This is a genomic window from Spirosoma harenae (assembly GCF_054776975.1).
On the sequence record NZ_BAAHBD010000031.1, the window covers coordinates 63,046 to 88,265 of the forward strand.

The window sequence follows — 25,220 nt, forward strand, 5'->3', positions numbered from 1 at the left end:
GGGTACCTTTTTTATTGTTGTTCTTTAATATCGTACACTAGATGGTACAGTTCATTTCTGAGGTCCTCAAGCGCATTAAACGCTTCACCTTTGGACTGGGCAACATAGATCTTTTCATCCAGAATCTTGATATTTTCCATTAAGTGGTACTCGTGTTCGTCCAGGTTCTGACCATTGCTGACATCGGCTAGTATCTTCTTATACCATTCCAGAACCGCCGGAATGTTGGCTTCTCCGTCGTTGTTTACGTATGGGTTAGCTGGCTGCTCGGGAACAGTAGTAGATTGTGGTTGGGGAGTAGGACCAAAAATGTACCGTTTTATATCGTTTAGCAGGTGGGAAAAATAATCAGAAGCAGCCATTGTAGTCAGAAGGAATGTAGATACAATTTAGACATTTATCTGTTATTTAAGGACATTTGTCTCGATAATTATTGTATATCTAACCTTCGCGAAGCCGCGCTTCAGTAGGTTCATACAAAGCAGCTTTAGCCGTGTTTATTGGCCGTTTTCTCTTCATCCACCACGAAGTAAATCCAACACCTATAAAAAAGAGATTGGGTGCTGATTATAGAAGGTCATAGTCTCCTGCAATCCGACAAATCCGACGCTATAAAAAAAAGAGGAAGCTGTGTTTAAATCTGACACATCTGACACTATAAAAAAAGAGATAGCTGAAAAGTTTTCTTGCTCATAACTACAGGGCCATTGCACTTTCTACATACTACTTCATTGCACTTGATCGATCAAGCCGATATATGATCCGTCTCTATACGTCGACGGCATCAAATACCCGGTAACAAAACTGAAAATCATCGTAACAATTTCTATAATTCTTGTTTTTTATTTTAAGGTAAATATTTATATGTCAATGGCTTATGTCTTCTGCTGATTTCGAAATTTGTTGAACAGTATTCGTAATAGCAAGTTGAGAAGCAACTGCTAATTTTGACTCACTGAATCGGCCGAAAGAGATTTAGTACCAACCGTAACTTGAACGAAATTAAGAGGAAGCGTACCGTAACTTGACTTTAATAAACCAGTGCCAGCGTAACTTGAACTACTTGAAAAGATGTGCCCCGTAACTTGAATTGAACTTGAAACAGAGTACCGCCTGTAACTTGAACTGAAACTGAAAAAGGAGTACCGTAACTTGACTTTGATCCAATGAATACCGATTGTCCGATCACATCAATTCATCACAACTATTACAATTATTAAGTGTAATTAAAGAGCCCGGCTCCACACAAAGCCGGGCTTCGTTTCATTAACCACTCCATTTAGTAAAGATCAAGTTGCAGACAGACCCTCGCCCACTGATGAGGGTTTTGTTTTTGTTGACCCATCAAGCTAGCTGTCAAACTTCTTAAGTGCTTCTGCCGTAACTGGCGTAAAGAAATTAACCAGATTGCCATCCGGGTCACGGAACAATAGTGAACGGTTGCCCCAGGGCATTGTCGTCGGTTTTTGAACAATACGATCGCCAAGCAAATCGGCTAGCCGTTGATACTGAGCATCCACATCTTCCACGCGAAATTCAATAATAGCAGAATGGTTGTTAGCGGCTTGAGCAATGTGCCCCCCTCCGAAGAGTTGCAATGTTCGGGTACTGCCAATGGCTAAGGTCGTCGAAGCGGTGCGCAGTTCAGCAAAATCATCAGTGAACTGGGTTACAGCTATACCTGTGATCTGCTGATAGAACTGAACAAGGGGTTTGATATCGTGGGTAATTATTCGAACTGAAACAAAATTCATCGTATCACTGCATTTGGTTTGAGTACTACAAAGTAAAATGCAGTGACTGACAGCCCTATGTCAGTAGCGAATTTGGCGGGGAAAGCCATTTGGGTTATTTTATGAGACAAATGTCCTTGTTGTACCTATAGTGTAGGTTGAAAAAATTGATACTAGGTGTGAGGTCTGCCAACGGCTTGCCGTCTGTGGGTGTTAATGTATTATGAACACTGTTATCTCACCCAACGACCGTGTTTTAGTCACTCCTTATGTACGAGGCTATGCCCGTAACCCTAAAAAGCGACGGTTATTGACTGGACGCCTAGAGGCAAGCTGAAGATAAAGTCTGATCGGGACGGGTGGGTGATGGTGGTTAACAGCGAGAATGTCAAGAAGATGTCTAGCTAGAAGCTAAATGACGGTCATAGCCTGCCTGGATCAACGCTTCATAGGCCGCCCATACATCAGCCGGAATGAATTGCGGGATCTGAAATCCCTTCTGAGGATAAAGCTGGATTCGTTGCAAATCACCCACCATGATACTGATTACATCATCCGGGGTTAGAGCCGGATTAGTATATTGACTTAGATACTCATCAAATGAATCCTGGGGTGAGGTCACGATCACCTCTTTTTGAGGCCACACTTTTTTGAAAGTGGCAAAACTTCGCCGTTCCATATAAGGCTTTTGGACCACGATGAAACGCTCTAATTCCAGTTGGCGCTCTTCAAGAAGTTGTTTAGTAAACAACACATTTTCTCCTGTATTGCTGGATCGGTTTTCAATCAGAATCTGCTGGGCAGGAACGCCCATCTCCAACGCAATTCGCGCGAACAGGTCAGCTTCAGGCTCTGACCACATGTGTTTAGTGATCACGCCCAGTCCACCAGAGAAGATTAATAAGTGTGCCCACCCGTTTAAGAATAACTCGGCTGCTCGTTGGGCTACCCGGAGATCATGACTACAAAGGACTAAAATGGCGTCCGATTTGTTCAGGGAATGGTTCAGGTGATGATAGTTCCAGAGGGTAAGAGCCGACAGATAGGTTGACTCGGCCATTGTGTTCAATGTAGTGCGCATTAGTTTTGTGGATGTATCTGTGCTCCCGGCGGTGTGAGCTTAATAGCCCATCGGAAGCTTCTATTGGTGAATTAATTTTAGCGTCCGCCGGAATATACAGCTTTGTGCTGGGCAAACGGTATCCTGGCTCACTAGTGTTAAGGTGTTGCCATTGATCGACCCCTCAAAGCGATTTGTATAGGTGCGTGGCACGCCATCGCAGGCCGCATTATTGACTTGGCTGAGGTTGACTTTGTTGCCATTCAGCGTGCCTGTGAATTGAACAGGCACGCTGCTTTGACCGGCAATGTAATTAACGGTCGCCGTCACCGAGTTATTCATCACCTGAAACGTGGCAGCAGCTGTTAGGGGCTGTCCATTCCATTGGCAGGCGCCGACTTGTTGCGTATCGTAATCACCAAACCACTTACCTTCCAGATTTGTATCAGTTGGCTTAGGTTGGTCATTGCTGGTACAGGCTGCCAGGCTAAAGCAGATGAGCATTATTTGAAAGAGAAAAGCTGATTTCATACCGAGAAGATTGATGGCGCTGGGTAATGAATTATGCATGACGAAGCTAAAGTTCAGCACTTAACGAGTCAACAGGTTACTGTTATATAATCTTTACTAACGTTAAATGAGTCATTGCTTGGCTTTTGTCTTACAGCGAATATCTTTACGCAGCTTATTCATACTGCGAAGTGTCCGACCAAACTCTAAATATTGCACAGATGATCAAAGAAGCACGATTAAAAGCGGGTTTAACCCAAAAGGAATTAGGTGAACGGCTGGGCGTTTCTGTTTCTGCTGTTACAAAGTTGGAGAATCGCAAAAACTCACCAACTGTCGAAACCTTGGAGCGGGTAGCCAAGGCAATGGGAGGTAAATTGGTTATTGAATTTGAGATATAAAAAAAATTTACCTTCAAATGGGATAAGTTTGTCCCATTGTTTTTATTATTGCAAATGAATGTAGGTGATTGTCACCTATTAAACATAGAGAACCCCAGCGCCTGAAACTTGTCGAGGGTCGCAGCGTTGGGGCTATGTGAACAAAATAACCGTTAGTTAAAATGATCACGGAGCAAAACTACGTGGGTAGGGGCAACTATGCAACAGAGCAGCCTCAAAATCCACAAACGGCCCAAAACAGCGGCCAAATCCCCCCTCTACCGGATAATCGGCAATTCGACTGCTGCGATCCGAAAGCCAATCTGCAGAAAGCCCAAAATGATTTGTTCGAGTTGCTTCACAACTACTCGGAAACATCGAGTCCGGTACCGCTAATCAATGATCTACTTACAGCGTGGACTTTTGCCGAACATACCACTATCGATGATCGCACAACCAAAAAGAACCTGCGTCAGGTACTTGATTTAGTGTCGTTTCTCGTCGAGCTGAAAGAAGCGTATCTGGCTTATGAATACTTACTAGAGGTGTTACAAGGAAAGGAGGTGAGCCATGTCTAACCAGGTAGAAAAAACACCTCAAGCCAAAAAGCATAGGCCGGTTATTTGTGTTCCCTCGCCCGATCTGCCCTATTATACTTATCAGGAGGAATACTCTTACCTGGAACGGCTCAGCGAAAGTCTAGCCAAAAATCCACGATTCCCGTTAGAGTTAGAAGCAGTTAACAATCTGTTAGATACACTTTGCCCGTACAAAACAGGCTCTTTCGATTTGCCTGATGAGATCACAAAAGCGCGTATTTGGGCAATCAAGGTAGCAACGCTTTTTATTGAGCAATTGATCATATCCAATCCGCTGCTATTACCGAATGGCTATGAGATCAGCAATGAGGATAATTGTCTCAGCTTAGTTCAAGCGCCTTATGGCGGGGTAATGTCGCTCAGAACAGATAGTATGGCCCCTTTTCTACCAAAAGAAACAGGAATAGCGTATTGGGGACTAAAGCCCGAAGAGTGGAAAAAAACGAAGCGGATTGTTTGGGTTTATCGCTACAGTGATTACGACGCTGAAACGGTAGGACGTATAGTTGAGGTGACGGAAGAGACGTTCACACTTAGACGCGAAAATCCCGACTATACAGACCTTGTGATTCCCTGGTCGGATGTTGTCCGAATGCTATCCTTTGGCTTTGTGGTCGGCGAAAAACTCTTTGGGGACTATGAGTAAGCCGATTCAGACACCACTCATCAGCGGCCATTATTTCAAGTCAGTAGACCTCAAAATCTTCATTGTCAGTTGCGATTCGTTAGCCCATTTAATGTGGCGTGGCTATGAGTTGTACTGCAATTCAATAGGCCGCAAAAGACCTGCCGAAGTTGGCGATTTGCTAGTCGTCGAATGTCGGATTGCTCGGCGAAAGAGCGTTTCCTATCGAGTCGGCATTTTGAAGAGCGAGGACGGTCAAACGCTTACGCTCACGTATAACTGTGATCGACTAAACGAGTCGATAGCAGATTGGTCGATTCCGCTGGCCCAAATTAAGCGGATATGGACGGTAAATCGGGTAGTCAAAGACTACGCCAAGATGAACAAATTCTGCCCTTACTCATGGTAAAACATACACTAGCAAAACGCAAAACTAAGATAGCTCCAGTAATCGAAACTGCCCCCTTAAAACGTCACGACAAGTTCTATTTTAAGCGAGAACCCGATTCAAGGCAGGTTTTATATGTAACACTCTGGTATGTGGATGGTAGTACTGATCAGCTCATAATAACCAGCCCCCATATGGTATGGGGAGAGGATATAGAACGGCAGTACCTTTATATCCGAATGTACCTCAACAAATCGTTCGAGGACTTAGGGATCATAGCTTATCAGGGCTCCATTTCGCATCTAATCGGCGATCAACTACAAAAGCCAGTTGGCGCATTTGCCAAAATCGATTGTAGCACGCTTAAGCCCTGGAAGCCTGACCAATTCTGCGAACACGAAAATAATAGGGGAAGTAAAGTAGAAGCTACTTAAATGATGGTTAGGGGCTAGTATTTTCACCAATTTAAAACTAGCCCCTAATGACCATGCACGTTCAAACCGTCTATACATGCAGTCCCGAAGATTTAGAAGCGGCCATGAGCCGGGTCCTTGCACCATTAATTGAGCGACTAAACGAACTGGAAGGCCAGGCCGGACTAAGAAACCGCTTATTCACTGTAGCTCAAGTGGCCGAGCGTACGGGCTACAAGGCAGATACTGTTCGTAAATGGATTCGTGAAGGCGTGTATGACCGTAAGGGGCGATTAGTTTTTCTCAAGCACAAAGAAATCACCAACGGCGATTACCGGGTTTACCCCGGTGAGTTAGAGCGTTTTCTGTCCCATTTTTGATCAAGTAAAGGTATCAGGACTGGTTCGTAGAAAGTTTAGTTTACTCAGATTCTCTAGAGAATTTGAGTAAACTAAACTTTTGGAAGAGCAGTTAAGAGTGGCTTAATTTGGTTCAATATAGCTAGGCTATTTTAGGCTTTGGGCCGGGTTTGGCCCGTTTGTGGATCACGGTTTTCGGCTCAGATTGTGGGAGTTCTCCTCGTATGTAAGCAAGGAGTTCCGACTGGAAGAAATAAAGCTTTCCGTTGCGCTTGTAATGAGGAATATCTTTAATATGCTTATAGATTGTGCTTTGGGAAACACCAAGTATCTTTTCGGCTACTTCCATAAAAATAGGTAGTTCAGGTTCATCCCGCACACTGACTGGCCTTGCCAGTAGTTGACTTACCAGCCCCTGTAGATGCCGGATTTCCTGCTGAATGATTTCAAATGGATTTTCCATAAAAAAGTTTAGTTTACTAGAATTTACTAGAGAATATTACTAAACTAAACTTTTTACAGGGCATTAAACAAATGTGCTAAAACAGCATATTCTTATGCTGAACGATGAGCGGCTATAATTTAGTTATTAGCTGATTGCGGACTAACGTGGGTTGACTCGATGTAGGCTCGAATAGCGGCTACGTCAAATAAAGGTTTACTGTTCTGGTAGCAAGGGAGTTAACTTGCCTCGTTTGGTTAAACTGTAATCCGTCGCTCTAGATACGTTCAGGGCTTTAGCCGCCTGATTGATGATCAGAAAGTCGGGTTGACTGGCAATCAGATAGCGAAGTGTTTCCTTCACCTCGTCTAGTTCCACTTTCAGGGCTTCAAATTCTTCGTAAGTAGGAACTTGTATCATTGTGATAGTGGGTGATTATATAAAAGGCTTTTTGCCAATCAATAACGCCCCAAGTCTTGAATTTTTGAAACATCTGTACAATGGAAGAGTTTAGTTTACTCGAATTCACTGGGGAAAAGTAGTAAACTAAACTCTTGTGAACCAAGTGTCACAACCATGTTAGAAGATTGAGCCAAGACACTATCATTTTGTGCTTTTATACCGATTGACTCAGCCGGACTCCATCGTCGACTACGACTTTGACGTACCAGCGATCCTTACCGATCTTAATTGAGTCTAATCCCAACGTTCGGTAATAACGAATTGTTTCCGGATCACTTTGTAAATACTCCTGCGCCTGTTGCTCAGTTAGCAACTTGTTTCGATTTAGTTCCTGTTCTAGTGTTTCTTCACGCTTTTTAGAAAGATCCAGTTCCTTTGTTGCGGCTTGTAAGGCAATCAGTAGTTCTTGGATGATGGCCTTATCCAAGGCAATAAGTGTGCGTGATTTGTTTGACTCTCGAAATAAGCTCATAAGGTTTAATTAGTGAACTAATTGTTGCGTCGCTCAATGCGCCCTTTGGCTTTGAAATCATTTAAATCTTTTAGCAGATACGTGACGCGTCTACCCACTTTTTCGTAACTGATCCAGCCCCCCTGCCGATAGTGGTACATAGTTTTAGGCTTTACTCCTAGAAATTTAGCTGCCTGTGCCTCGTCATAGCGCTGGTTGTCTAATAACTCATTTGCTGCCTGTAAAGCTTTACTATTCGCTTCAAGTTGCACTGATAGTCGTATGAGTAAAGCGGGTAGTTCAGCCAAAGCTTGCAGGAAAGAATCCATAATATGTGTTAGTTGGTTTTACTAACTCTAAACGGACTATGAAACCTATTGTCGTATTACCAGCAAAGCAATAGCATGAATTAATTCAGCAGCAGAAAGAGTTACGGCCGTTAGATAAAGTGAATTGCACCAGTGCTTCTCTTTCGCTAGGTTATAACTGAATTTGATGCCTACGGTCATCATATGGTGTGGATAGAAGCTGAAAATGCCCTGACTGCTGGTTGGGGCATTTTTTTGTGACCAATACTGGGTCGTTCGTCTAATGATTGTTCTCAAGCTTCTTCCACAAATGAAAAGCCCCTAACCAGCGATGGCAGGGGCTTTGTTTGTTACGTTTATTCAAGCTCCTGACTAGCAGCTGAATACGCTTAACTTGTGAGGTTCGGGCTAGGATTAGGCAAGTAACAAGGCAGACAGCATAGTCTGTGTAAAACAGCTTCTGAGCAAAGTACTCACAAGGGTACCGTGGGGCACAGTCCCTCGCTATCCGGCCTGTAACATCCCACTCACCTCAGCCGCTTTATGTTTGAGTTGAATCAGTGCCTGTTCTTTTTCATCGTAGCTGGCGGCCACAACAAAGTGTTTATATTCCTCATTGATGGCAGCCTGCATGAGGTTAAACGCTTTCAGATATTTCTCGTTATCTTCAGTAACTAAGCTATGCAAGTCTGAAACCAGAGCTTTAATATGCTTGAATTTGTACTGCACAACGTCTTCATTATCTACTTTTAACGGCATCAATGCAGTCGTCTCCAAAAGGATTTTCTGTATAATCTGATCGTTTTCCATAGGTAAGTGTCAGCTTGAGAAGACTATAGATTTATTAATTCACCTGGGCCATATCCGACGGATCAATCAACACAAAGCCAGGATTGATACAAGCCCCATGCCAACGAACCCCAAAGTGCAGATGGGGACCTGTTACCCGGCCCGTTTGACCAACCGTGCCAATCTGTTGCCCTTTCGTCACGGTTTGATTGGGCTTGACTACATAGCTTTTTAAATGAAAGTATTCGCTGATTAGTCCGTTGCCATGATCAATGTAGACTGAATTGCCACTGTAAAAATGATTGGCAGCTAGTAGTACCCGCCCATTACCTACACTGAGCACTGACTTGCCCGTTTCAACCGGATAGTCCTGCCCTGTGTGCCGATCACGTGGCTGGCCGTTGAAGGTGCGACAGGCTCCAAAATTACCTTCTCCTTTTGGCAACGGATCAGCAGGCTTACCTACCGGTAAATCAAAAACAGCGGGGCGTACCGTAGCGTGATAGCTAATCAACGGATTGATGAGCTTCAATTCGTTAGCGGCCCGGGTTTGGTTTTGTGGTGATACATTGACATACTCCTTCTTGGGGAAATTGGTAATATCTTCCTGCGCACAAGGCTTTTCGGTAACAGTCAGCGTAGCCGTTTCCAATTTACCGCCTGTCGTACGGCGGGAGATGGTATACTGGCCGGGTTTCATCTCCATATCCACCGGATAGTAGCAAGTCCCGTTGACGGCAGGCCAGGCTCGTTTTTCGAAGCTGCATCGAAGACAATTACCCGCCCAGCGAGCGACTTCGCCCTGAGCGATCTGGACCGATTTAGCGCTAGCCGGGGCTTTCCTGGATTGAGCCAGGGCAGGCAGAATAAACAACCAGATACTGGTTAGAGTGAGTAAGCGTAAGAATGGATGCATAGCTGATCGAAAGAAGATAATACATTTCTCCACACACAACTCAATTCTCCTATTGAGTGTTGTCAGTCTGACTTATCTATCCGTAATCTATAAACGGCCACTTAATAAAAGCTGAGCATCTGAAGTACACGTAGAGATAGAAGACCTGGCTAAACGATTGTTCTAATTTCAATAACCATGATTACATAATACTGTGGGCTACAGTTAAACCGGTATTGCCTCCACCAGCGCCACCTGTACGAAGAACTATTGCTCTGTCACGACAAATTCAACGCGTCTGTTGGCTTCACAGGGAGGAGTACAAATCGTTTTTGTATCGCCGTACCCTTTCGTTGTGATGCGATTCTCACCAATGCCTTTTTGAATCAGGTAGCGTTTTACGGCTAAAACCCTGGCCTTCGATAGTGTCAAATTCTTGGCTGGGTCTCCGATCCGGTCCGTATGGCCTTCTAACCGAATATTAATTGCTGGCTTACCCCCCATTATATCTGCCAGACTATTTAACGCTGGAAACGATTCGGGTAGAAGCGTTGCCGTGGATAACTCAAAAAGTACGTTTTTTAATACAATGGGCTCATTAGGTTTCGGAAAAGCAATTGGTTCTGCCACTGGCGGAACAACGTCTATCATGGGCGTGAGAAAAAAGTTTTTAGTTAAAGTAGCCTTATTAATATTGAACGTCTCTCTTAAGGGTTCATACCCATCCGCTTGAATGACTATATTACTAACATCATCAAGCGGAGCTTCATATTCATATTGCCCTCTGGTGGAGGTAGGAATTGACTGCATGGGAGATTTATCACCAACGACCGTTAACGAGGCCCTGACAGGTTGAAGCGTTTGCTTGTTCAGTACGCTTCCTTGAACAACAGACTGAGTTACTATTTCCTTTTTTCGGGATACCAATCTTACGAAACGAACCCCTTCACTATTCGCATCACGTATATTGTTTACGTCATCAATGAGTAGCATTCCTTCAGCAGAAGTTGAACTTGGGTTATCTGGGCTTCCCAACCGCCATACAATAGACATTGCTTTTGAGAGGCCATCATAGTTGGCCGTAAATGTAACCGAGCCAGCTTTAACGCAGTCGTCACCTGTTATTTTCCTGGCTGAAACTCTATTCGTCTTCTTATCATGGTAGATGTACACCCTTTCGGTATGAACTGTACCGGGTGGACACTGATAGTTATAACCAATCCATTCACCTGATAAATCAAGCAGTTCCCCAGCGGGTCGTTGGGCAAAGCATAATGTGGTGTAAAAGGATACAACTATAGTTAGAACTGTCTTCATAAACACCGCAGTTAAATAAAATTGATGGTTTCTGAATTCTGAGCGCAAGCGTTTAGTTTGTCAATTGGAATCCACCCCATCCATGTAGATTGTACTAACCGGGCGTTCCCCTGCCAGATAAGAGTAGCTTACCTGTGTTTATATTCCCGACTAAAGGTTAAAGTAACAGTCTCTGAAAAATAAATTTCCTTTGTCCTACAATCTAGTCACTCAACCAAACAATGGCTGAATTTTAACACGAACAGCTAGCCGCCAGCAGTTAAAGGGCAATTGAAGATTACAGTCTGAAAAGACACCAGCTTCGGGGAAACACTTCTTATTTGCTGAATAACTTGTCATACACCTTTAGAAATAAGTACACTTCAGCCGACGAATGATAGACTTTATATAACTGAGCATCATCTTCTTTCTTAATCCAGTCCATGTGCATACTGGATAAATTGCCGTTGTTGCCCATACGATTTACGAAAATCCGTCGGGCAGGAGCAGGCATATGATGCATACAAGCTGTTATGCCCGCCATGAAAATCCGCAAATTGCGCTGCATATCGAAATTGGCAAATTGAAATTGTTCATTGAAGCTAGTGAGCAAGTTCGCATTCTTGAGACTCATGGATAACATTTCCCAGTTGTGGTAGGCCAACAGCACGGCTGCCAGCGCGTGTTGTTCAGTCGTTTTCAGTTCTTTAGTAGTGGTAAAAACCCTGAACGAGTTCGATAATCGTTTGTTATGCCAAATGCCCTCTAGCGCGGTATTGGTAAATTGATAAGGGCCGAAGCTAAGTTGAGTATCATTTCTAGCTGGGAAATAACTGATAAACTCGCAGCCAGCTTCTTGTAAAATCCGATCAAAATAATATATTTTAAAGATCGGGTTAACGGCTACTCTACCCGTTTCTTTTGAAAAATACCAGGGTGGCAACATTTCATGGATGTTATAGCATAATAACATATTGGCCGAAAGCTGCTCAACAATGATATCCATGAATAACCTCCGATCGGGACTGTATTTCGGTTGTAGCTGCTGATGATACACCCGTAGGGAGTCTATGGCTGGTTTCAACACCTTATCCCGATAGGTGTTCAAATCCATCGTTGTCAGGTAAGCCGAAACAGCCTGATCCGCTCTAGCCGCAACTGTATCGATGTCGATTTGCAGGTTTGGGTCTCTTGCCAGGTAATTTCTCTTTTTGTAACTCCACATGTCCTTCATTCCCTGCTGGAATGAAATAGGATTTACGTTAGTAAAAACTCCTAAAGGCAACGCAAAATCTCTCATATTGATATCTGTTCGGTCAATAATTACCGCGTTGACTAAGTCAGACAAACTTTTGCCTTTTAAATAGTTGCTGATTGTTATTTCCGCTGATGGATTGATGCTGCCAAAAGCGTCGTTGTAAATAGGGGTAGTAATAATTAGATTTCTGTCAAGCCTGTTCTGCGCTTCACTCACTTGGGTGTAGCAAAGTAGTAGGCAGAATATAGTAAACTGTTTCACAGGTTTTTATGAACTGATTTTTTTAGTAGGAATAGTGGTGTTGTAAGCAAAGCTGATCAATGCACATTACAATCGAAAACTAGGATAAATGAGATAAATTTCAAATGGGATATATACCCTAGTTGATCTCACCATTGCAATGGTGAGAAAGGATTTGGGGTTACCGAAACAGCATTTAGCCTGAATATTTCGGACTCTGGTACAACAAATCATACACCATTTCGTACGCTAGAGCCCTCTAAACAGTACGCGGATCAGCCGGCAGGGTGCACTTCTCGAGCCAGCGCACCTCTATACCAGGACCAGGGCTACTTTTCCCTCTGGCTGGTAGAGTCCATGCACTCGCAGTGGATAGCGAGCCAAGCTGGGGCTCTACAGCCTCGTTCATAAAATAGTCTGGGCAGTTACCGAACGAGGATTCCAGTTTAAGTACGCTTCTGAGTGAAATTCGGCAAATACGTACCATTATCCAAGCCACGCGTTAATGACTCACCCATACAATTCTTTTATAATGTTAAATCGCTTTCTCAGCTGAGCATCACAATCATGTTAGACGGTTGAATTAATACTGTATTGTGCTGAGTACCTACAAAACGCTGGCTCTAATTAGGGCCAGCGTTTTTGTTGTGGACTTAAGAGTTTACATCATATGTTTATCCGATTGGTAATCTCTTGAACATAACGCATCTTTGGCGCATTCTTTTCCAGCTTTCTTACTCATGAAACATCTTTATCCGCTGCTTTGGGGATGGTTACTGGCGAGCACAGGACTGGCTCAGACCAATTATGTAGCCAATTCAGCGAACTCGCCCACCCCTGGCACTTACAATACGTTGGTAGGACCACTAGCGGGCTACTCGACCACCAGCACATCCAACAATAATGTGCTGGTGGGCTATTCGGCAGGCTATTCTAATACAGGTACCGAAAATAGCTTTCTGGGCTACTATGCAGGCTACAAAACAACGACGGGCAATTCAAATAGTTTTCTAGGCTATGTTGCGGGCTTTTCCAATACAACGGGCAAACAGAATACCTTCATCGGTAATTCGGCCGGTTTTTTCAACCAGACAGGCGCCTATAATTGCTTTATTGGCTATGGAACCGCTGTTCAGAATACGGTCGGTTATTCCAATGTGGCTATTGGTATTAACGCCTTTTACGCCAATAAGACTGGGCATCATAACGTCGTCATTGGCGATTCGGCTGGGGTTAACACCTCGGACTCTTATAATGTGTTTGTGGGCTCAAAAGTAGGCTATACGAACACGAGCGGTTATGGTAATGTCTTCGTAGGAGGCCTTGCGGGCCAGTATAACACCATTGGCCTGTTGAATGTCTTTGTCGGCTACCGGGCGGGGCACCAGAACACGACGGGTACGAGTAACACCTTCTTAGGGGACGAAGCGGGCGAGGTCAACTCAACGGGTCATGATAATACCTTTGTCGGTCGCTGGGCTGGCTACCAAAACCTAACGGGAAATAACAACACCTATATGGGTGATGACGCGGGTTATAGTAGTTATAAAGGGGGTGATAACACGTTTATGGGGCTGGCTGCCGGATACGGGAATCGATATGGCTATGGAAACGTTGCTATCGGTAGCCGCTCCTCACATCTTAACACCACGGGTAGCTTTAATGTGATGCTGGGTGACTCAGCTGGCTTTAAAAACACCACCAATGGGAGTGTATTTATTGGCTCAAAAGCGGGCTATTCTAATTCAATCGGAAGCAATAATTCATTTCTTGGTTTTCAGGCAGGGTATTATAACTCAACAGGAGGGAATAATTCGTTCCTGGGCAATCAGGCCGGTTATTTAAACACGACCGGTCAGTCCAACACCTTTACGGGATCTACCGCTGGTATCAGTAATACGACCGGATCAAACAATACGTTTGTGGGTGGACAGGTGGGCTACAGCAATGACAAGGGCACTGGCAATACGTTTGTGGGTAGCAGCACGGGCTTCAGTAATAGTTCGGGTAATTATAACACGTTTTACGGGTTTCAGGCCGGGGCCAACAATACGACGGGTAGCAATAACATCATCATTGGCCCTGCCTCCGGCACCGCTATTACCAACAGCAATGACAACGTGCTGATGGGTTACAATAGTCAAGCTGAGGATGGCCTTCAAAATGCGATCGCTATTGGAGCTAACTCACATGTTGCGGCAAGTAATGCCATGATTCTAGGGCGTCAGGTCAACGTCGGTATTGGCACCTCAGCTCCAACCAACCGCTTAGAAGTGGTCAGTGAAGCCCCGAATACCAGCGGCTTAAGTTTAACCAACCTGACTATTGCTAGTCCAACCAGCCGAACTACGGATCAATTTCTAACCGTTACTGACAAGGGAGAAGTCGTCAAAGCCCGCTACCAATTACGAATCAACAACCCCAATGAATGGAGCGATAAAGTGTTTTCACCAACCTATCAACTGCGTTCACTACCATCAGTTGCTACTTACATTGGTCAGCATGGTCATTTGCCGGGCGTTCCCTCAGCGAAGCAGGTAGTAAGAGAAGGCGTAGATCTTGTAAAAATGAATGCTACTCTATTGGAGAAAGTAGAGGAATTAACCCTATACAGTATTGAGCAGGATAAGAAAGCAGAGCAGCAACAGAAACAGATCGATGAGCTCAAACAGCTCGTCAAGCAACTGCTGGAAAAGAAATAAGATCGCCTAGATGCACCTAAACGGATAGACGCCTTGACTTGTGCTCAGGGCGTTTTTGTTTGCCGTTTGCTCAAAACACCCATTAAAATACCATTAAGCCATTGGTTGGTTCACTGATATTGAGTCAATTAGCTTAAACTTCTTTACTCATTACTCCTCTCCTTTATGACTAACCTTTCCATCTTCGCCTGCTCGCTCTTGTGTCTTCCTAGCTTACTGCTGGCGCAAGGTAACTATGTGGTCAACTCACCTAACAATACCAGTACGGCTGTTTATGGCACCTTTAATACGCTGGTAGGACCAGGTGCCGGAGCCAGCGGCCATATTACAGGCAATCGTAACACGGTCACGGGCTACAATGCAGGCATTTCACTTTCATCGGGCACCAATAACAGCTTCTACGGAGTAGATGCTGGTGAGTATACCACTTCGGGCAATAACAATACATTTCTAGGCCGAGCCGCCGGTCTGAGCAACACGACTGGTAGTAACAATGTGTTTACCGGCTACCAGACGGGCTATGCCAATACGGGCGGGTCTGGCAATGTGTTTACGGGGTACCTGACGGGCTATACCAATGCCACAGGGTATGAAAATGTATTTACTGGTCATATGGCAGGCTACAAAAATACCAGTGGTGATAATAGTGTGTTTACTGGTCATATGGCAGGCTACAGTAACACCAGTGGTCATTATAATACGTTTAGTGGCGCTTATGCGGGCTATGCCAATACAACCGCTACCAATAATGTGTTCACCGGCTATTTTGCTGGCTACCGTAACACCACAGGATTTCTCAATACGTTTACGGGTGCTTATGCGGGGAATGCCAACATCACCGGCAGCCGGAATACATTCAGTGGCAGTTCGGCAGGGAATGCCAACACCACGGGCAGTAATAACACCTTTGTGGGTAACATTGCCGGGTTGAATAATACGACAGGTAACAACAATACAATCATTGGCCCAGCATCCGGCACGGCCATTACGAGCAGCGATAATAACGTATTGATAGGCTACAACAGCCAAGCCGACGATGGGCTTACAAACGCCATTGCCATTGGGGCTAATAGCCGGGTCGCTATCAGTAATGCACTGATTTTAGGGTATCAGGTTAATGTAGGCATCGGTACCACTACCCCCTCTACTAAACTGCACATTACCACCGGCACGGCTAACACATCTGGCTTACGACTACAAGATCTAACCAGTAGTTCACCGGCCAGCCAACTCAATGTGACTAAGTTTCTCACCGTCGATGGAACGGGTAACGTGATCCTGGGCAGTACAACCAGTTCCCTGCGAGTAGGAGCCGATTCTTGGTCGGTTTCGGGGGATCAGTTGCAGAACACAAACTCGGGTAGTGTAGTGATTGGTAAAAGCCTAAGTGTCCCGGCTGGCTATAAGTTAGTGGTGGAGCAGGGCATTCTCACCGAGCGGGTGAAGGTAGCGGTGAAAAACACTAGTGAGTGGAGTGACTATGTGTTCAAGCCAGGGTATAGCCTCAAGCCACTCTCCGAAGTGGAGCAATACATTGCTAAGCACGAACACCTGCCAGGTATTCCCTCGGCTACAGAGATGGTCAAGCAGGGCAATGATTTGCATCAAACCGATGCTAAATTACTGGCTAAGATCGAAGAATTGACCCTGTACAGCATTCAACAGGATAAGAAGATTGCTGTACTACAGGGGACAAAACAGCAGGACCAGCAGAAAATTCAGGCGCTTGAGCAAAAACAGGCTGAACTAGAACGACTGCTTTACCAGCTCCTGAAACAGAAGTAAGCGAGTAGAAAGTATACAAAGTGCAGGCTGAAAACATTCTTTTTTTCTTGCCTATCTTCAGGTATGGAAATCACGCCAGCACTTCTTTTCTATCTGGGCTTTACTGCGGTTGCTGATCGATCCGATACCTACAACTATAAGGGTATCACCGGGCGTCTGGTAGAGGATATGGGGCAGTTCTATTTTCTGGGTTTCTCTCAGCCAGTCACTAAAGAAGTAGACTTACGTTTTCTATTGATGCTGATCGACTACCAGCCGGATGAGTCGCTGCCCTCGTTTGAGGTATCGTTGAATTAACCTTGACTAAATGAAGTCAAACAAACTGAGGAAAGTATGTCGGATAAACCATTGGTATACTATCGGACAGGATAGGGGACAAATTAGGCGTATTTATAACATTTTTAGGATAGTCTAGTTACCTAAATAGTCCGACTAACCCTCGGATTACATATATGGGTATATGGAAGCGCTGGCCTTTGGGTCAGTGCTTTTTTGTATTCTTTTGATTAGTCATTGGGTTTAAATACCTTACGCTTATATTCCCATATATGATAAGTGACAGATAGCCTCAGCCCCACTGGGAGGGGCTATTTGTTTGTCGCCTACCAATGGTGTTTTGAGCCAACCAGTGTTCCCGTTTCCTCAACGGTTTAGCTACTAGCTCCGCTGACTTGTTCAGTAATCAGGCTAGAACAGACGACAAGTGTCTGCCTTTCGTTTGGTAGAAGAAATGTCGTTTCTGACAGAGTCGGCGTTTTTGCTGACTTAGAGTAAATAGCTTTGTCCATTGAATCAATCTTTTAGGGGTTACGTGCTCTAATCGTCAGGTCTGTTAGAGCTGACGATTTTATGTTCCCAAAAAATCTTCTGTTTCACCCGTTACTAACTCAGGCATTTTACGTCCTAAGAACCCTTGTTGAGGTGTTTCACACCTGAGTACATATATGGGAATAAAGGAAATGCCTGGACTTATTGTCTGGGTATTTTTTGTGGCCTAAGGATTGGGTCAACGATAATTTCTTATCCGCTTTTGGAGGTGTTTTACGGCCTCTTGAACCGATTTATCGGCTTCAAAGCGCTGGCCAACCTGTTGAAGATAGGTCACAAGCAGCTTGTCAAAGGCTGGCTTTTCGGGGGGAGTCAGCTGCTTAGTAGGTAAATAGTCCATCACATTGTATAGGGATTAGTAACTAAACCACGAATATAAGCTGAAGGAGTCACTTGTTTTGATGCTGATTATCATTTAGTTAGAAAAGTAAGCTAATGGTCCCCACATCCGAATCGCTACTACAAACCTAAATTGGCTTTAGCAGATAAACTTCAAAAGTATAGACTAAAGATTTGGCTATTAATTCCAGCCTATCGGGCAAAAGTGACCAGGTTCCAAGCACCGGCTCGTATTTCTTAGACGCCCTAAATCCTGGCCCTTCAGTAGATTAGAATTGACTTTGAAACTGTACTAACAACCAGGAGTGGGGATTGAACGTGGGCAATCCCTGTCCCGGAGAAGTGCGACGAAAACGCCTGGGCTACTGTCATGGCGCTTTTAGTGGTTCAGTCCTCACCTACCATTTAATCAATAAGTCGCCAATTGTGGCATTTACGACCTATAATGTTCCCATCACAGGTTACCTATACAACCTGGGATCACATATATGGATTAGAAGAAATCGCTGATTCTAGTAGAGTCAGCGATTCTTGTTACCTATAACCAGCAAGTGGGGTCTAAACAAAACCGTCTAATCAATATATGTGCTAGAAACTGCTAAGCCCCTTACCAGTGAGGGCAGGGGCTTTTGCTTACCGTACAATAAAACAAGCACTAAATGGTACGCCTTTACCTGATCCCAGGTTCGAGTTAGCTTACAGTTGACCCACGATCAATGTATCCAGATACACCTGAGCCATCAGGGCTCTGAACGCCTTTTCCAGCTCCTGATGTCTCTTTTTGGCTGCGTTGAATTGGTGAGCTTGCCCATAGGCCCAGGCCACTTGGTAGCCTTCATTGGCCTGTGTGTGAGCTAAGGACTGCCAGGCATTTTTATAATAGTCTACTTCTTTAACCTGGTTATTATCGACCAGACTCTCCGCTGGGGTAATCAGGATGAGCTGTTGCAAGAGGGCTAATAAATCAGTTAGCAACTGATTGGTTGCTTCCGGAGTAATGGGATCGAGTTGACTTAATTTGGTCTTGGTTTTATCAATTGCTTGAATAATGGCGTCTTTGGTCACCGCTTTAGGAGATAGAATGGATTTCAGTAAACACAGTTGCTTAAGCCAGGCAAAGGCCTGGAAGAGGGAGTGATCAAGCTTACGGCTAACGAAAAATTAGTCTAAGCGAACCTCCTGTTTAGCTAACTCATCGATTTCGGCAATCAGTTGGCAAACACCTGAATAACTAGCCACCTCCCTGATCGCAGAGTAAAAGTAAGCCAGCCCCTGACCGGATGTTCGACCGGGCCCGATGTGTTCAATAAGCCTGAGTAGGTTAGCCCGCACACGCTCCAGGAGTTGAGCGGTTGCTGGCTGGTCATGTTGGCTTTCGGCAGCGGCCAACTCCACAATATGCTGAGCAGGAAACAAAAGCCAGCGCTGTAGTAAACGCTGATAGAGCCATTCGTAGTGAATGGCCTGGTGGTACTCAATCATTTAAAAACTATTTATAGGATGTATAGAACGGAAAAATGCCTCAAAACAAGTAGTAACACTGTTTGTAAGTACATCCTATAATGACGTATAGACTACTCTTTTGTTTAGAATAAATAAAAAAATATAACTATGTACCCACTTAGAAGGATTCGCTGCTTAATTCTTAGTAGTACTCTGAAATTTCTCCTGTAAAGTATGCTAGCTTTGCGATCACAAGTACGGCCCCTTCACGTTTTGCCCGATCAATGGCGGCAGCCAGCTCTACACGCTGGGTGTTCTTTCTGGATTCGACTCCCGTATACTCGGTACCGATCTCTTCTCTTTTCACTGCTCCGGCAGCCCGGCCGCATCTGTCCACTTTTGGTTGACAACGTACAGTTTGGATTCTGGTGAACCCTTCTGCCATAAGAAAATCGACAGAACCACAATCGAGAGTACAGATAGAAGTTCGCTTTACCAGTTTTGTAAGGATTGAAACCAGAACTCGCCGGTCGCCATAAACTCACCCAGCGACAGTTGTTCGATGTGGTCCAAAACCTCGTTATAAGACAAGGGATTGAAACAGCGTTCGGTAGCTTCCGGTTTTCCAGCTAAAACAAAATCATAATCCATTAAATACCCAACGTCATGGCAGATAAAACGCTAGAAAAAGTTGAAAAAGAATACGAAGGCCAACGCATTACCGGTAATCAGGATAATGGCACGGGCCACGGTAGTAAAGGAAGCCGTAGTGCTACCTCCCACAAAAGCTCATCGAAAGGCAGTAGCAGTGCCGGTGGTTCAACGGGAGGAAGTAAATCGGGGCACAGTAAATAACTGGTGAGCCGTCAGTGCCTATCAAGTCGGTTCGGTATCGGTGGAGTTCAGCAAACCCGCCGATACCGTTATACTGCCTGATTTTGGGTCGATCAGGCCATTACGCTCTTCCTCAATATCCGTCGCCTGTGTGTAAATATCACCCGCTATCGGATACTCCCGTAGCAACTGTTTAAAGAGCCGAATCCGGTCGGTGCGATCCTGAGATTCGTTAGGCCCACCATAATTAACAAACCCAAATCCACCCCATTCGCTGACGAGCAAGGGCACCTGACCCCGGTAGAAAAACGGATCACCGACGACAAGCGGGAACGCAGCTACGTCAATTAACTCACCCGTAGTTAGTCGATTGAGTAGATCTTTCCATTGATCCAGATTGGGTGTATACAGGTGAGCCGTCAGTAAATCCGATTTTAGGCGGCCTTCAAAGGAAATATGGTGCCAGCCATCATTATCAACGATCAGATACTGTGGGTAGGCCAGTTTCATGTAATGGTACATGTCCATGATGTACTGGCGCGTATCCGGGTTAGTGGCAATATCCTGAGCGCCCCAGTCTTCATTATATAAGCTCCAGATTACCACTGATGGATGGGTGCAAATCAACGATACCATCCGCAGCAGTTCGGCCCGATGATTCTGACGACTGCGGGGTGTTGAACTATGTGGACTAGGCACTTCCACCCACAATAATAGTCCCAGTTTATCGGCTAAATTATAAATACGAGGGTCAACGCCAGCAATATGAACCCGAACCAGATTGCAGCCTAATTCTTTCATAGCCAGCATGTGAGCCTGCATTTCTTCATAGGTAGCAGTACCGGGCTGGTATAGAATGCCATCCAGATAAATCCGCTTATTATTCAAATAGATATAGTGCCCACGGGTTTCAATTTTGCGAAGGCCAAAGCGCGTTTCGATCTGCGCGGTATACCCGTTCGAATCGATCAGTTGAGCGATGAGTTTATACCGAATTGGCGACTCCGGCGACCACAGCTGGGCTCCTTCCAGTTCCAAGACGACTCGTTGTTGTTTTTGACCAGCTTCGAGTCGCAGGGGAAAATCGGAAGTAGCGAGCGGTTCCGCCGAATGTAAGTCAAAGGCTTGCAGACATAGCGTGTAATCGCCGGGATCATGAATACGCGTCGTTACGCTAAACCGGACCAATTGGTCGTCGGTTTCACTCACAACGCCAATCCGTGACCGCAGCCGATTTCGCTCGACAGTTTCAATCCAAACACTCCGTACGGCCCCCGTATAGGTCTGATACCAGATGCCACCCCGTTTATAAACATGCGACTCCTGCTTACCTCTGGGAATGTCCGCATCCATTGTATCGGCAATACGCACCGTCAGTCGATTACTCAGACGAAGGTGTTCTTCGGGTAATTCATAGGAGAAAGACGTGTATTCGCCAAAATGAACGTCCTCATCTTCAATCGTACGGAGTAAATAACCGTTCAGCCAAACTCGGGTTTCGTATCCACACGCGCCGAAGGTAAGTTGGATCATAGACCGGGCACTGGATTCGCTACGATCCGGTAAGACAAATTCCCGTTCATACCAGGCAATCACTTTATCCTGCCAGCCAATAGGCGTCTGCTGGCCTTTGGCCTCTGCCAGATGTGATTCAATGGAACCTGGCCAATGAGCTTTCCCGGTAAATGTATGTTGAACGTACCACCGTTCATGAAGCCCCTGGTCGTTAGGATCTAGGGCGAACTGCCATTCTCCATCCAATAACATGTAATTGTTCGGTCGGAGAACGGCCCTGGGAAGTAAGTTTTCCGGTTCAGAACCTATAGCCCTTTCGGGTCGACTGGCGGAAAAACTGGCATTTGGATGCTTAGTTTCCATAACGCGTAGTAGAAAGGAAATAGAGCCGAAGTCGGTGACCAGCTTCGGCCAGAATGTATAGTGGCTATAGCCAAAATGTCTTTGTTAGAACTAATAGGCTCAATGGGTTTCTACAACTTCCCGCAAAGAAGAAGCCCCTACTAATTTTTTATATAAGGTAAGCGCCTGAGCCACCACTTGATCCATATTATAATACCGATAGGTGCCTAAACGTCCTACAAAATGAACACCTGTCTGCTGCTCAGCCAACTGCTTATATTGCTGATAAAGAACTGCGTTTTCAGGCCGGGGTACTGGATAGTAAGGATCACCTTCATCCTGGGGATATTCGAAAGTTAGGCTAGTTTTTTCGTGCTGCTGACCTGTTAGTTTTTTGTATTCCGTGATACGCGTATAGGCATGATCGTTCGGATAGTTAACCACTGCTACGGGCTGATAGTCAGTCGTATCTACTGTCTGGTGATCGAATCGTAAGGATCGGTAGGGTAACTTGCCGTAGCAATAGGCAAAATATTCATCAATAGGACCTGTATAAATGAGTTGATCAAAACTAAGTTCATCTTTCAACTGATGAAAATCTGTACCTAAGCGTTTGTGAATATTTGGGTGATTTACCATATTCTCAAACATACGCGTATATCCGTGCAACGGCATGTATTGAAATTCGTCCGAGAAATAACGATCATCCTGATTGGTTCGGGTGGGGATACGCGAGGTAACCATTTTGTCCAGTTCCGACGGGTCAACCCCCCACTGCTTGCGAGTGTAGCCCCGGAAGAATTTCTCGTATAAATCACGTCCGACCTGACTGACGACTACATCCTCCGAGGTATGTATTTCATCAACCGATTCACCAACCGTTTTAAAGTAATCGGCGAGTTGCTCGGAGGTGAAATTGTATCCGTACAAACGGTTTACAGTATCCAGATTAATAGGAATGGGTAGCAATTTCCCTTCGACAGACGCTAGCACCCGATGTTCGTAGGGCAGCCACTCGGTAAACTGCGATAAATAGTTGAATACCTCAGGCGAGTTGGTATGAAAAATATGGGGGCCATACTGATGAATCAGAATACCTGCTTCATTATAAAAATCGTAGGCATTACCCCCCACATGAGGCCGTTTGTCGAGCAGAAGGATGGTTTTTTTGGCTTGGGAAGCCAGGCGTTCAGCAAGTACGCTTCCGGCAAAACCAGCCCCAACAATTACATAATCATAATGCATATACAGGATTAATAAGGTTCGTTCTATAAATAACCGCTTCTTTTCCTGGAAGCGATCAATTGTTGTCTATTGAAAAACTGGATTCAGACACGTTTGCATCAGACTGTTCATACTCGCCCAGGTAGTATCCCAGGAATTGGTTTGCAGATAGTCATCGATAATGGTCCAGTTATCAATCTGATGAGAGAGCGTCCTGGCAATCGCCTGCTCAAAAGTAGCCGGTGAGTCGGCGATTAGTACGGGCAACCAGGCTCCGTATGTGCGCACGACATCTCGAATCGGCGTCGACACAACTGGTAATCCCGCAGCCAGGTATTCGGGGGTTTTAGTCGGGCTAATGTAGCGAGTAGCTTCATTCAGCGCAAAGGGCATCATGGCTACCTGCCAATGACTAAAATAAGCCGGGAGTTCTGAATAGGTTTTAGGGCCTAAATAATGCAGATTAGGGCCCTGCGGTAACGAAGCTGGATCAATTTTAACGACAGGCCCTATCAAAACAAAATGCCAATTGGGTCGCTGATCGGCCAACGCCCGTAACAAATCAGTATCCAATCGCTCGTCGATTACACCACAGAAACCAATATGAGGTCTGGGAATGGGCAACTGATCGGCTGGCTCTGGTAAGTCGTGTCGGGCCGCTTCAAAATGGGTAAAGTCGATACTACTCGGAAAAGCAAAGACAGCCCTGTGCCGATCTTTTTTAGCATCATACAAGCTTAAACCGCCCGTGAAAACCAGATCGGCTCGGGTCAGTAGTTGAACTTCTAATTCGAGCAAACGCTGCGGAGCATGCCGAAAGGCTGATAACTCATCCATACAGTCATAGACGGTTAACGCTGGCTGCAAATGATCGCTGAACGGCAAGGCCATGGGCGTATAATACCAGCATGCATACTGTTGAATAGCCTGTTTGACTAGCAATTGGTCAATCAGCCGCTTCTGTTGCTGAATAGCTTCCATAGCCTCCATTCCATGGGCTAAATAAGGTATGACAACCGACAGACGGTCATTGGCTTTTTCAATAACCAGTTCAGTTGTATCGGCCCAGATCGGTTCTTCAATATACCATACTCGCCACTGACAGGCCGCCCGACTAAGCAGATGCTGAGGCCGTTGATAAACAAAATTCCATCGCAGGTGCGAAAAACAAAGTAGATCGATTACCGCCGTACAGTCGATCGACAACTGTGCTAATCGGTCGTTTGGAATAAGTGTAGTTAGATCTTCCTTTATTGCTGAATTGGATAAATCGCTTTTTTCGGGTAAGAAGGAAGGTATTTCAATTGAAATTTCCATTATCAATAGAGTGGGGCAATTGTTAGTGTGTAACTAAAACGTTTGCACCGACAGAGTGGTCCTAGAGAGTGAGGGAATGGCCTGACGTTTTACGATCGTTGTCACCTTCCCATTTCCTAACAATTTGTTAAATATCGGGTCACCTGTTAAAATGGGGTAGTTCTTACGAAGTGGTGTGCAACTAACATCACCAGTGAATCAGGATCGAATTATTAACAAAAGATCTCGATGGAATAAGGACTGAGTATGCTATACGGAGTAATTGGTCTTCTGATTGGAGCATGCTGTTAGCCTACTTAACGCGTGGTTCAAATCAGGTCCCTGGTTTCGAATCAGACAGAAAAGCAAGAGAAAGCATCTGCTAGTTACTCTGTCCGAGTTGCTGGCTCGTGACGAAACGGACGTAATGACGATGGAGGGCTTGTAAAGGGTCATGGGGTGATTTCAGACATAGAAGGAGGAAAACTATAAATTAACTGGAAATGGATCGTTCAAATCCAACGAAGGGTTGGCAATTACACGTTATCCGTGGCCTTCTCTATTTACTAATCGGGGTAAATGCGTTTATAGGCATGACTACCTTCGCCGGACAATCGGTACCTGGGGCTCAGTTCGCTAATAAAATTTCTTCTTAACTCTGTTGAAGTTCTCTCACCTGCCCTGCCATCGGTTGACTGCCAAAG

At 45.0% G+C, this 25,220-nt stretch carries 28 protein-coding genes and 1 pseudogene; 11 read left to right on the plus strand and 18 right to left on the minus strand.

What is annotated here, in order from left to right; all coding sequences use genetic code 11:
• Nucleotides 1-11 precede the first annotated feature (11 nt).
• From ACYVE4_RS27925 to ACYVE4_RS27940, 4 genes are all read right to left on the minus strand, one after another.
• Nucleotides 12-362, minus strand: coding sequence for a hypothetical protein (locus ACYVE4_RS27925; RefSeq protein WP_461043702.1), 351 nt, complete (start codon nucleotides 360-362; stop codon nucleotides 12-14).
• A gap of 987 nt (nucleotides 363-1,349) precedes the next feature.
• Nucleotides 1,350-1,754, minus strand: a complete 405-nt coding sequence (locus ACYVE4_RS27930) for a VOC family protein (protein WP_461043703.1) — start codon at nucleotides 1,752-1,754, stop codon at nucleotides 1,350-1,352.
• A 379-nt stretch (nucleotides 1,755-2,133) separates the two neighbouring features.
• Nucleotides 2,134-2,814 (minus strand): YdcF family protein, encoded by a 681-nt coding sequence (locus ACYVE4_RS27935; RefSeq protein ID WP_461043704.1) that lies wholly within the window; start codon nucleotides 2,812-2,814, stop codon nucleotides 2,134-2,136.
• A gap of 60 nt (nucleotides 2,815-2,874) precedes the next feature.
• Nucleotides 2,875-3,363 carry a hypothetical protein gene (locus ACYVE4_RS27940; protein WP_461043705.1) on the minus strand — a complete coding sequence of 163 codons (489 nt, stop codon included), beginning with the start codon at nucleotides 3,361-3,363 and terminating at the stop codon, nucleotides 2,875-2,877.
• A 161-nt stretch (nucleotides 3,364-3,524) separates the two neighbouring features.
• Here ACYVE4_RS27940 and ACYVE4_RS27945 point away from each other — a divergent pair, with 161 nt between their 5' ends.
• The 6 genes from ACYVE4_RS27945 (at nucleotide 3,525) to ACYVE4_RS27970 (ending at nucleotide 6,088) form a co-directional block, all read left to right on the plus strand.
• The gene (locus ACYVE4_RS27945; protein ID WP_461043706.1) at nucleotides 3,525-3,704 is read left to right on the plus strand and encodes a helix-turn-helix domain-containing protein; all 180 of its coding nucleotides are present in this window, start codon (nucleotides 3,525-3,527) and stop codon (nucleotides 3,702-3,704) included.
• 161 nt (nucleotides 3,705-3,865) lie between these two features.
• A complete protein-coding gene (locus ACYVE4_RS27950; RefSeq protein ID WP_461043707.1) occupies nucleotides 3,866-4,261 on the plus strand; it encodes a hypothetical protein in 396 nt (131 codons plus the stop codon).
• Nucleotides 4,254-4,928, plus strand: coding sequence for a hypothetical protein (locus tag ACYVE4_RS27955; protein WP_461043708.1), 675 nt, complete (start codon nucleotides 4,254-4,256; stop codon nucleotides 4,926-4,928). The genes ACYVE4_RS27950 and ACYVE4_RS27955 overlap by 8 nt, the downstream gene beginning before the upstream one ends.
• Nucleotides 4,921-5,316 carry a hypothetical protein gene (locus ACYVE4_RS27960; RefSeq protein ID WP_461043709.1) on the plus strand — a complete coding sequence of 132 codons (396 nt, stop codon included), beginning with the start codon at nucleotides 4,921-4,923 and terminating at the stop codon, nucleotides 5,314-5,316. Before ACYVE4_RS27955 ends, ACYVE4_RS27960 begins: the two co-directional genes overlap by 8 nt.
• Entirely contained in the window at nucleotides 5,310-5,729 is a 420-nt protein-coding gene (locus tag ACYVE4_RS27965) for a hypothetical protein (RefSeq protein WP_461043710.1), read from the plus strand. Before ACYVE4_RS27960 ends, ACYVE4_RS27965 begins: the two co-directional genes overlap by 7 nt.
• A gap of 53 nt (nucleotides 5,730-5,782) precedes the next feature.
• Nucleotides 5,783-6,088 (plus strand): hypothetical protein, encoded by a 306-nt coding sequence (locus ACYVE4_RS27970; protein ID WP_461043711.1) that lies wholly within the window; start codon nucleotides 5,783-5,785, stop codon nucleotides 6,086-6,088.
• A gap of 121 nt (nucleotides 6,089-6,209) precedes the next feature.
• Here the strand turns inward: ACYVE4_RS27970 and ACYVE4_RS27975 are convergent, their stop codons facing one another.
• The 8 genes from ACYVE4_RS27975 to ACYVE4_RS28010 all read right to left on the minus strand — a co-directional run bounded on the left by ACYVE4_RS27975 (nucleotide 6,210) and on the right by ACYVE4_RS28010 (nucleotide 12,229).
• Nucleotides 6,210-6,530, minus strand: a complete 321-nt coding sequence (locus ACYVE4_RS27975; protein WP_461043712.1) for a helix-turn-helix domain-containing protein — start codon at nucleotides 6,528-6,530, stop codon at nucleotides 6,210-6,212.
• 195 nt (nucleotides 6,531-6,725) lie between these two features.
• Entirely contained in the window at nucleotides 6,726-6,929 is a 204-nt protein-coding gene (locus ACYVE4_RS27980; protein WP_461043713.1) for a hypothetical protein, read from the minus strand.
• Nucleotides 6,930-7,125: 196 nt separating this feature from the next.
• The gene (locus ACYVE4_RS27985; protein ID WP_461043714.1) at nucleotides 7,126-7,443 is read right to left on the minus strand and encodes a hypothetical protein; all 318 of its coding nucleotides are present in this window, start codon (nucleotides 7,441-7,443) and stop codon (nucleotides 7,126-7,128) included.
• 17 nt (nucleotides 7,444-7,460) lie between these two features.
• Nucleotides 7,461-7,751: a helix-turn-helix domain-containing protein gene (locus ACYVE4_RS27990; RefSeq protein WP_461043715.1), complete on the minus strand. Its 291-nt coding sequence runs from the start codon at nucleotides 7,749-7,751 to the stop codon at nucleotides 7,461-7,463.
• Nucleotides 7,752-8,234: 483 nt separating this feature from the next.
• A complete protein-coding gene (locus tag ACYVE4_RS27995; protein WP_461043716.1) occupies nucleotides 8,235-8,540 on the minus strand; it encodes a hypothetical protein in 306 nt (101 codons plus the stop codon).
• Nucleotides 8,541-8,574: 34 nt separating this feature from the next.
• The gene (locus tag ACYVE4_RS28000; protein WP_461043717.1) at nucleotides 8,575-9,435 is read right to left on the minus strand and encodes a M23 family metallopeptidase; all 861 of its coding nucleotides are present in this window, start codon (nucleotides 9,433-9,435) and stop codon (nucleotides 8,575-8,577) included.
• Between the two features lie 246 nt (nucleotides 9,436-9,681).
• Complete coding sequence (locus ACYVE4_RS28005) at nucleotides 9,682-10,731, minus strand: OmpA family protein (RefSeq protein ID WP_461043718.1); 1,050 nt, start codon at nucleotides 10,729-10,731, stop codon at nucleotides 9,682-9,684.
• A 316-nt stretch (nucleotides 10,732-11,047) separates the two neighbouring features.
• Nucleotides 11,048-12,229: a hypothetical protein gene (locus tag ACYVE4_RS28010; protein WP_461043719.1), complete on the minus strand. Its 1,182-nt coding sequence runs from the start codon at nucleotides 12,227-12,229 to the stop codon at nucleotides 11,048-11,050.
• Nucleotides 12,230-12,948: 719 nt separating this feature from the next.
• On the opposite strand from ACYVE4_RS28010, the gene ACYVE4_RS28015 reads away from it, so the two are divergent.
• The 3 genes from ACYVE4_RS28015 to ACYVE4_RS28025 all read left to right on the plus strand — a co-directional run bounded on the left by ACYVE4_RS28015 (nucleotide 12,949) and on the right by ACYVE4_RS28025 (nucleotide 16,992).
• Complete coding sequence (locus tag ACYVE4_RS28015) at nucleotides 12,949-14,910, plus strand: beta strand repeat-containing protein (RefSeq protein WP_461043720.1); 1,962 nt, start codon at nucleotides 12,949-12,951, stop codon at nucleotides 14,908-14,910.
• Nucleotides 14,911-15,075: 165 nt separating this feature from the next.
• Nucleotides 15,076-16,695: a hypothetical protein gene (locus tag ACYVE4_RS28020; RefSeq protein ID WP_461043721.1), complete on the plus strand. Its 1,620-nt coding sequence runs from the start codon at nucleotides 15,076-15,078 to the stop codon at nucleotides 16,693-16,695.
• Between the two features lie 63 nt (nucleotides 16,696-16,758).
• Nucleotides 16,759-16,992 (plus strand): hypothetical protein, encoded by a 234-nt coding sequence (locus tag ACYVE4_RS28025; protein ID WP_461043722.1) that lies wholly within the window; start codon nucleotides 16,759-16,761, stop codon nucleotides 16,990-16,992.
• Nucleotides 16,993-18,558: 1,566 nt separating this feature from the next.
• Here the strand turns inward: ACYVE4_RS28025 and ACYVE4_RS28030 are convergent.
• The 3 genes and pseudogenes from ACYVE4_RS28030 to ACYVE4_RS28040 form a co-directional block, all read right to left on the minus strand.
• Nucleotides 18,559-18,927: a hypothetical protein gene (locus ACYVE4_RS28030; RefSeq protein WP_461043723.1), complete on the minus strand. Its 369-nt coding sequence runs from the start codon at nucleotides 18,925-18,927 to the stop codon at nucleotides 18,559-18,561.
• 96 nt (nucleotides 18,928-19,023) lie between these two features.
• Nucleotides 19,024-19,344 carry a hypothetical protein gene (locus ACYVE4_RS28035; protein ID WP_461043724.1) on the minus strand — a complete coding sequence of 107 codons (321 nt, stop codon included), beginning with the start codon at nucleotides 19,342-19,344 and terminating at the stop codon, nucleotides 19,024-19,026.
• A 324-nt stretch (nucleotides 19,345-19,668) separates the two neighbouring features.
• Nucleotides 19,669-19,785, minus strand: a pseudogene (locus ACYVE4_RS28040) (hypothetical protein); the annotation flags it as partial.
• A gap of 186 nt (nucleotides 19,786-19,971) precedes the next feature.
• Here ACYVE4_RS28040 and ACYVE4_RS28045 point away from each other — a divergent pair.
• A complete protein-coding gene (locus ACYVE4_RS28045; protein WP_461043725.1) occupies nucleotides 19,972-20,160 on the plus strand; it encodes a hypothetical protein in 189 nt (62 codons plus the stop codon).
• 21 nt (nucleotides 20,161-20,181) lie between these two features.
• Here ACYVE4_RS28045 and ACYVE4_RS28050 read toward each other — a convergent pair whose 3' ends face one another.
• The 3 genes from ACYVE4_RS28050 to ACYVE4_RS28060 all read right to left on the minus strand — a co-directional run bounded on the left by ACYVE4_RS28050 (nucleotide 20,182) and on the right by ACYVE4_RS28060 (nucleotide 24,537).
• A complete protein-coding gene (locus tag ACYVE4_RS28050) occupies nucleotides 20,182-22,017 on the minus strand; it encodes a glycoside hydrolase family 2 protein (protein WP_461043726.1) in 1,836 nt (611 codons plus the stop codon).
• Nucleotides 22,018-22,116: 99 nt separating this feature from the next.
• A complete protein-coding gene (gene glf, locus ACYVE4_RS28055) occupies nucleotides 22,117-23,241 on the minus strand; it encodes a UDP-galactopyranose mutase (RefSeq protein ID WP_461043727.1) in 1,125 nt (374 codons plus the stop codon).
• A gap of 66 nt (nucleotides 23,242-23,307) precedes the next feature.
• Nucleotides 23,308-24,537, minus strand: a complete 1,230-nt coding sequence (locus tag ACYVE4_RS28060; RefSeq protein WP_461043728.1) for a glycosyltransferase family 1 protein — start codon at nucleotides 24,535-24,537, stop codon at nucleotides 23,308-23,310.
• A gap of 482 nt (nucleotides 24,538-25,019) precedes the next feature.
• Here ACYVE4_RS28060 and ACYVE4_RS28065 point away from each other — a divergent pair, with 482 nt between their 5' ends.
• Nucleotides 25,020-25,172 (plus strand): hypothetical protein, encoded by a 153-nt coding sequence (locus tag ACYVE4_RS28065; protein ID WP_461043729.1) that lies wholly within the window; start codon nucleotides 25,020-25,022, stop codon nucleotides 25,170-25,172.
• Nucleotides 25,173-25,220 lie beyond the last annotated feature (48 nt).

Bases quoted from the DNA above. Each gene is read 5' to 3' on its own strand.
- ACYVE4_RS27925 (WP_461043702.1), bottom strand. From the start codon at position 362: ATGGCTGCTTCTGATTATTTTTCCCACCTGCTAAACGATATAAAACGG.
- ACYVE4_RS27930 (WP_461043703.1), bottom strand. From the start codon at position 1,754: ATGAATTTTGTTTCAGTTCGAATAATTACCCACGATATCAAACCCCTT.
- ACYVE4_RS27935 (WP_461043704.1), bottom strand. From the start codon at position 2,814: ATGCGCACTACATTGAACACAATGGCCGAGTCAACCTATCTGTCGGCT.
- ACYVE4_RS27940 (WP_461043705.1), bottom strand. From the start codon at position 3,363: ATGCATAATTCATTACCCAGCGCCATCAATCTTCTCGGTATGAAATCA.
- ACYVE4_RS27945 (WP_461043706.1), top strand. From the start codon at position 3,525: ATGATCAAAGAAGCACGATTAAAAGCGGGTTTAACCCAAAAGGAATTA.
- ACYVE4_RS27950 (WP_461043707.1), top strand. From the start codon at position 3,866: ATGATCACGGAGCAAAACTACGTGGGTAGGGGCAACTATGCAACAGAG.
- ACYVE4_RS27955 (WP_461043708.1), top strand. From the start codon at position 4,254: ATGTCTAACCAGGTAGAAAAAACACCTCAAGCCAAAAAGCATAGGCCG.
- ACYVE4_RS27960 (WP_461043709.1), top strand. From the start codon at position 4,921: ATGAGTAAGCCGATTCAGACACCACTCATCAGCGGCCATTATTTCAAG.
- ACYVE4_RS27965 (WP_461043710.1), top strand. From the start codon at position 5,310: ATGGTAAAACATACACTAGCAAAACGCAAAACTAAGATAGCTCCAGTA.
- ACYVE4_RS27970 (WP_461043711.1), top strand. From the start codon at position 5,783: ATGCACGTTCAAACCGTCTATACATGCAGTCCCGAAGATTTAGAAGCG.
- ACYVE4_RS27975 (WP_461043712.1), bottom strand. From the start codon at position 6,530: ATGGAAAATCCATTTGAAATCATTCAGCAGGAAATCCGGCATCTACAG.
- ACYVE4_RS27980 (WP_461043713.1), bottom strand. From the start codon at position 6,929: ATGATACAAGTTCCTACTTACGAAGAATTTGAAGCCCTGAAAGTGGAA.
- ACYVE4_RS27985 (WP_461043714.1), bottom strand. From the start codon at position 7,443: ATGAGCTTATTTCGAGAGTCAAACAAATCACGCACACTTATTGCCTTG.
- ACYVE4_RS27990 (WP_461043715.1), bottom strand. From the start codon at position 7,751: ATGGATTCTTTCCTGCAAGCTTTGGCTGAACTACCCGCTTTACTCATA.
- ACYVE4_RS27995 (WP_461043716.1), bottom strand. From the start codon at position 8,540: ATGGAAAACGATCAGATTATACAGAAAATCCTTTTGGAGACGACTGCA.
- ACYVE4_RS28000 (WP_461043717.1), bottom strand. From the start codon at position 9,435: ATGCATCCATTCTTACGCTTACTCACTCTAACCAGTATCTGGTTGTTT.
- ACYVE4_RS28005 (WP_461043718.1), bottom strand. From the start codon at position 10,731: ATGAAGACAGTTCTAACTATAGTTGTATCCTTTTACACCACATTATGC.
- ACYVE4_RS28015 (WP_461043720.1), top strand. From the start codon at position 12,949: ATGAAACATCTTTATCCGCTGCTTTGGGGATGGTTACTGGCGAGCACA.
- ACYVE4_RS28020 (WP_461043721.1), top strand. From the start codon at position 15,076: ATGACTAACCTTTCCATCTTCGCCTGCTCGCTCTTGTGTCTTCCTAGC.
- ACYVE4_RS28025 (WP_461043722.1), top strand. From the start codon at position 16,759: ATGGAAATCACGCCAGCACTTCTTTTCTATCTGGGCTTTACTGCGGTT.
- ACYVE4_RS28035 (WP_461043724.1), bottom strand. From the start codon at position 19,344: ATGATTGAGTACCACCAGGCCATTCACTACGAATGGCTCTATCAGCGT.
- ACYVE4_RS28045 (WP_461043725.1), top strand. From the start codon at position 19,972: ATGGCAGATAAAACGCTAGAAAAAGTTGAAAAAGAATACGAAGGCCAA.
- ACYVE4_RS28050 (WP_461043726.1), bottom strand. From the start codon at position 22,017: ATGGAAACTAAGCATCCAAATGCCAGTTTTTCCGCCAGTCGACCCGAA.
- glf (WP_461043727.1), bottom strand. From the start codon at position 23,241: ATGCATTATGATTATGTAATTGTTGGGGCTGGTTTTGCCGGAAGCGTA.
- ACYVE4_RS28060 (WP_461043728.1), bottom strand. From the start codon at position 24,537: ATGGAAATTTCAATTGAAATACCTTCCTTCTTACCCGAAAAAAGCGAT.
- ACYVE4_RS28065 (WP_461043729.1), top strand. From the start codon at position 25,020: ATGGATCGTTCAAATCCAACGAAGGGTTGGCAATTACACGTTATCCGT.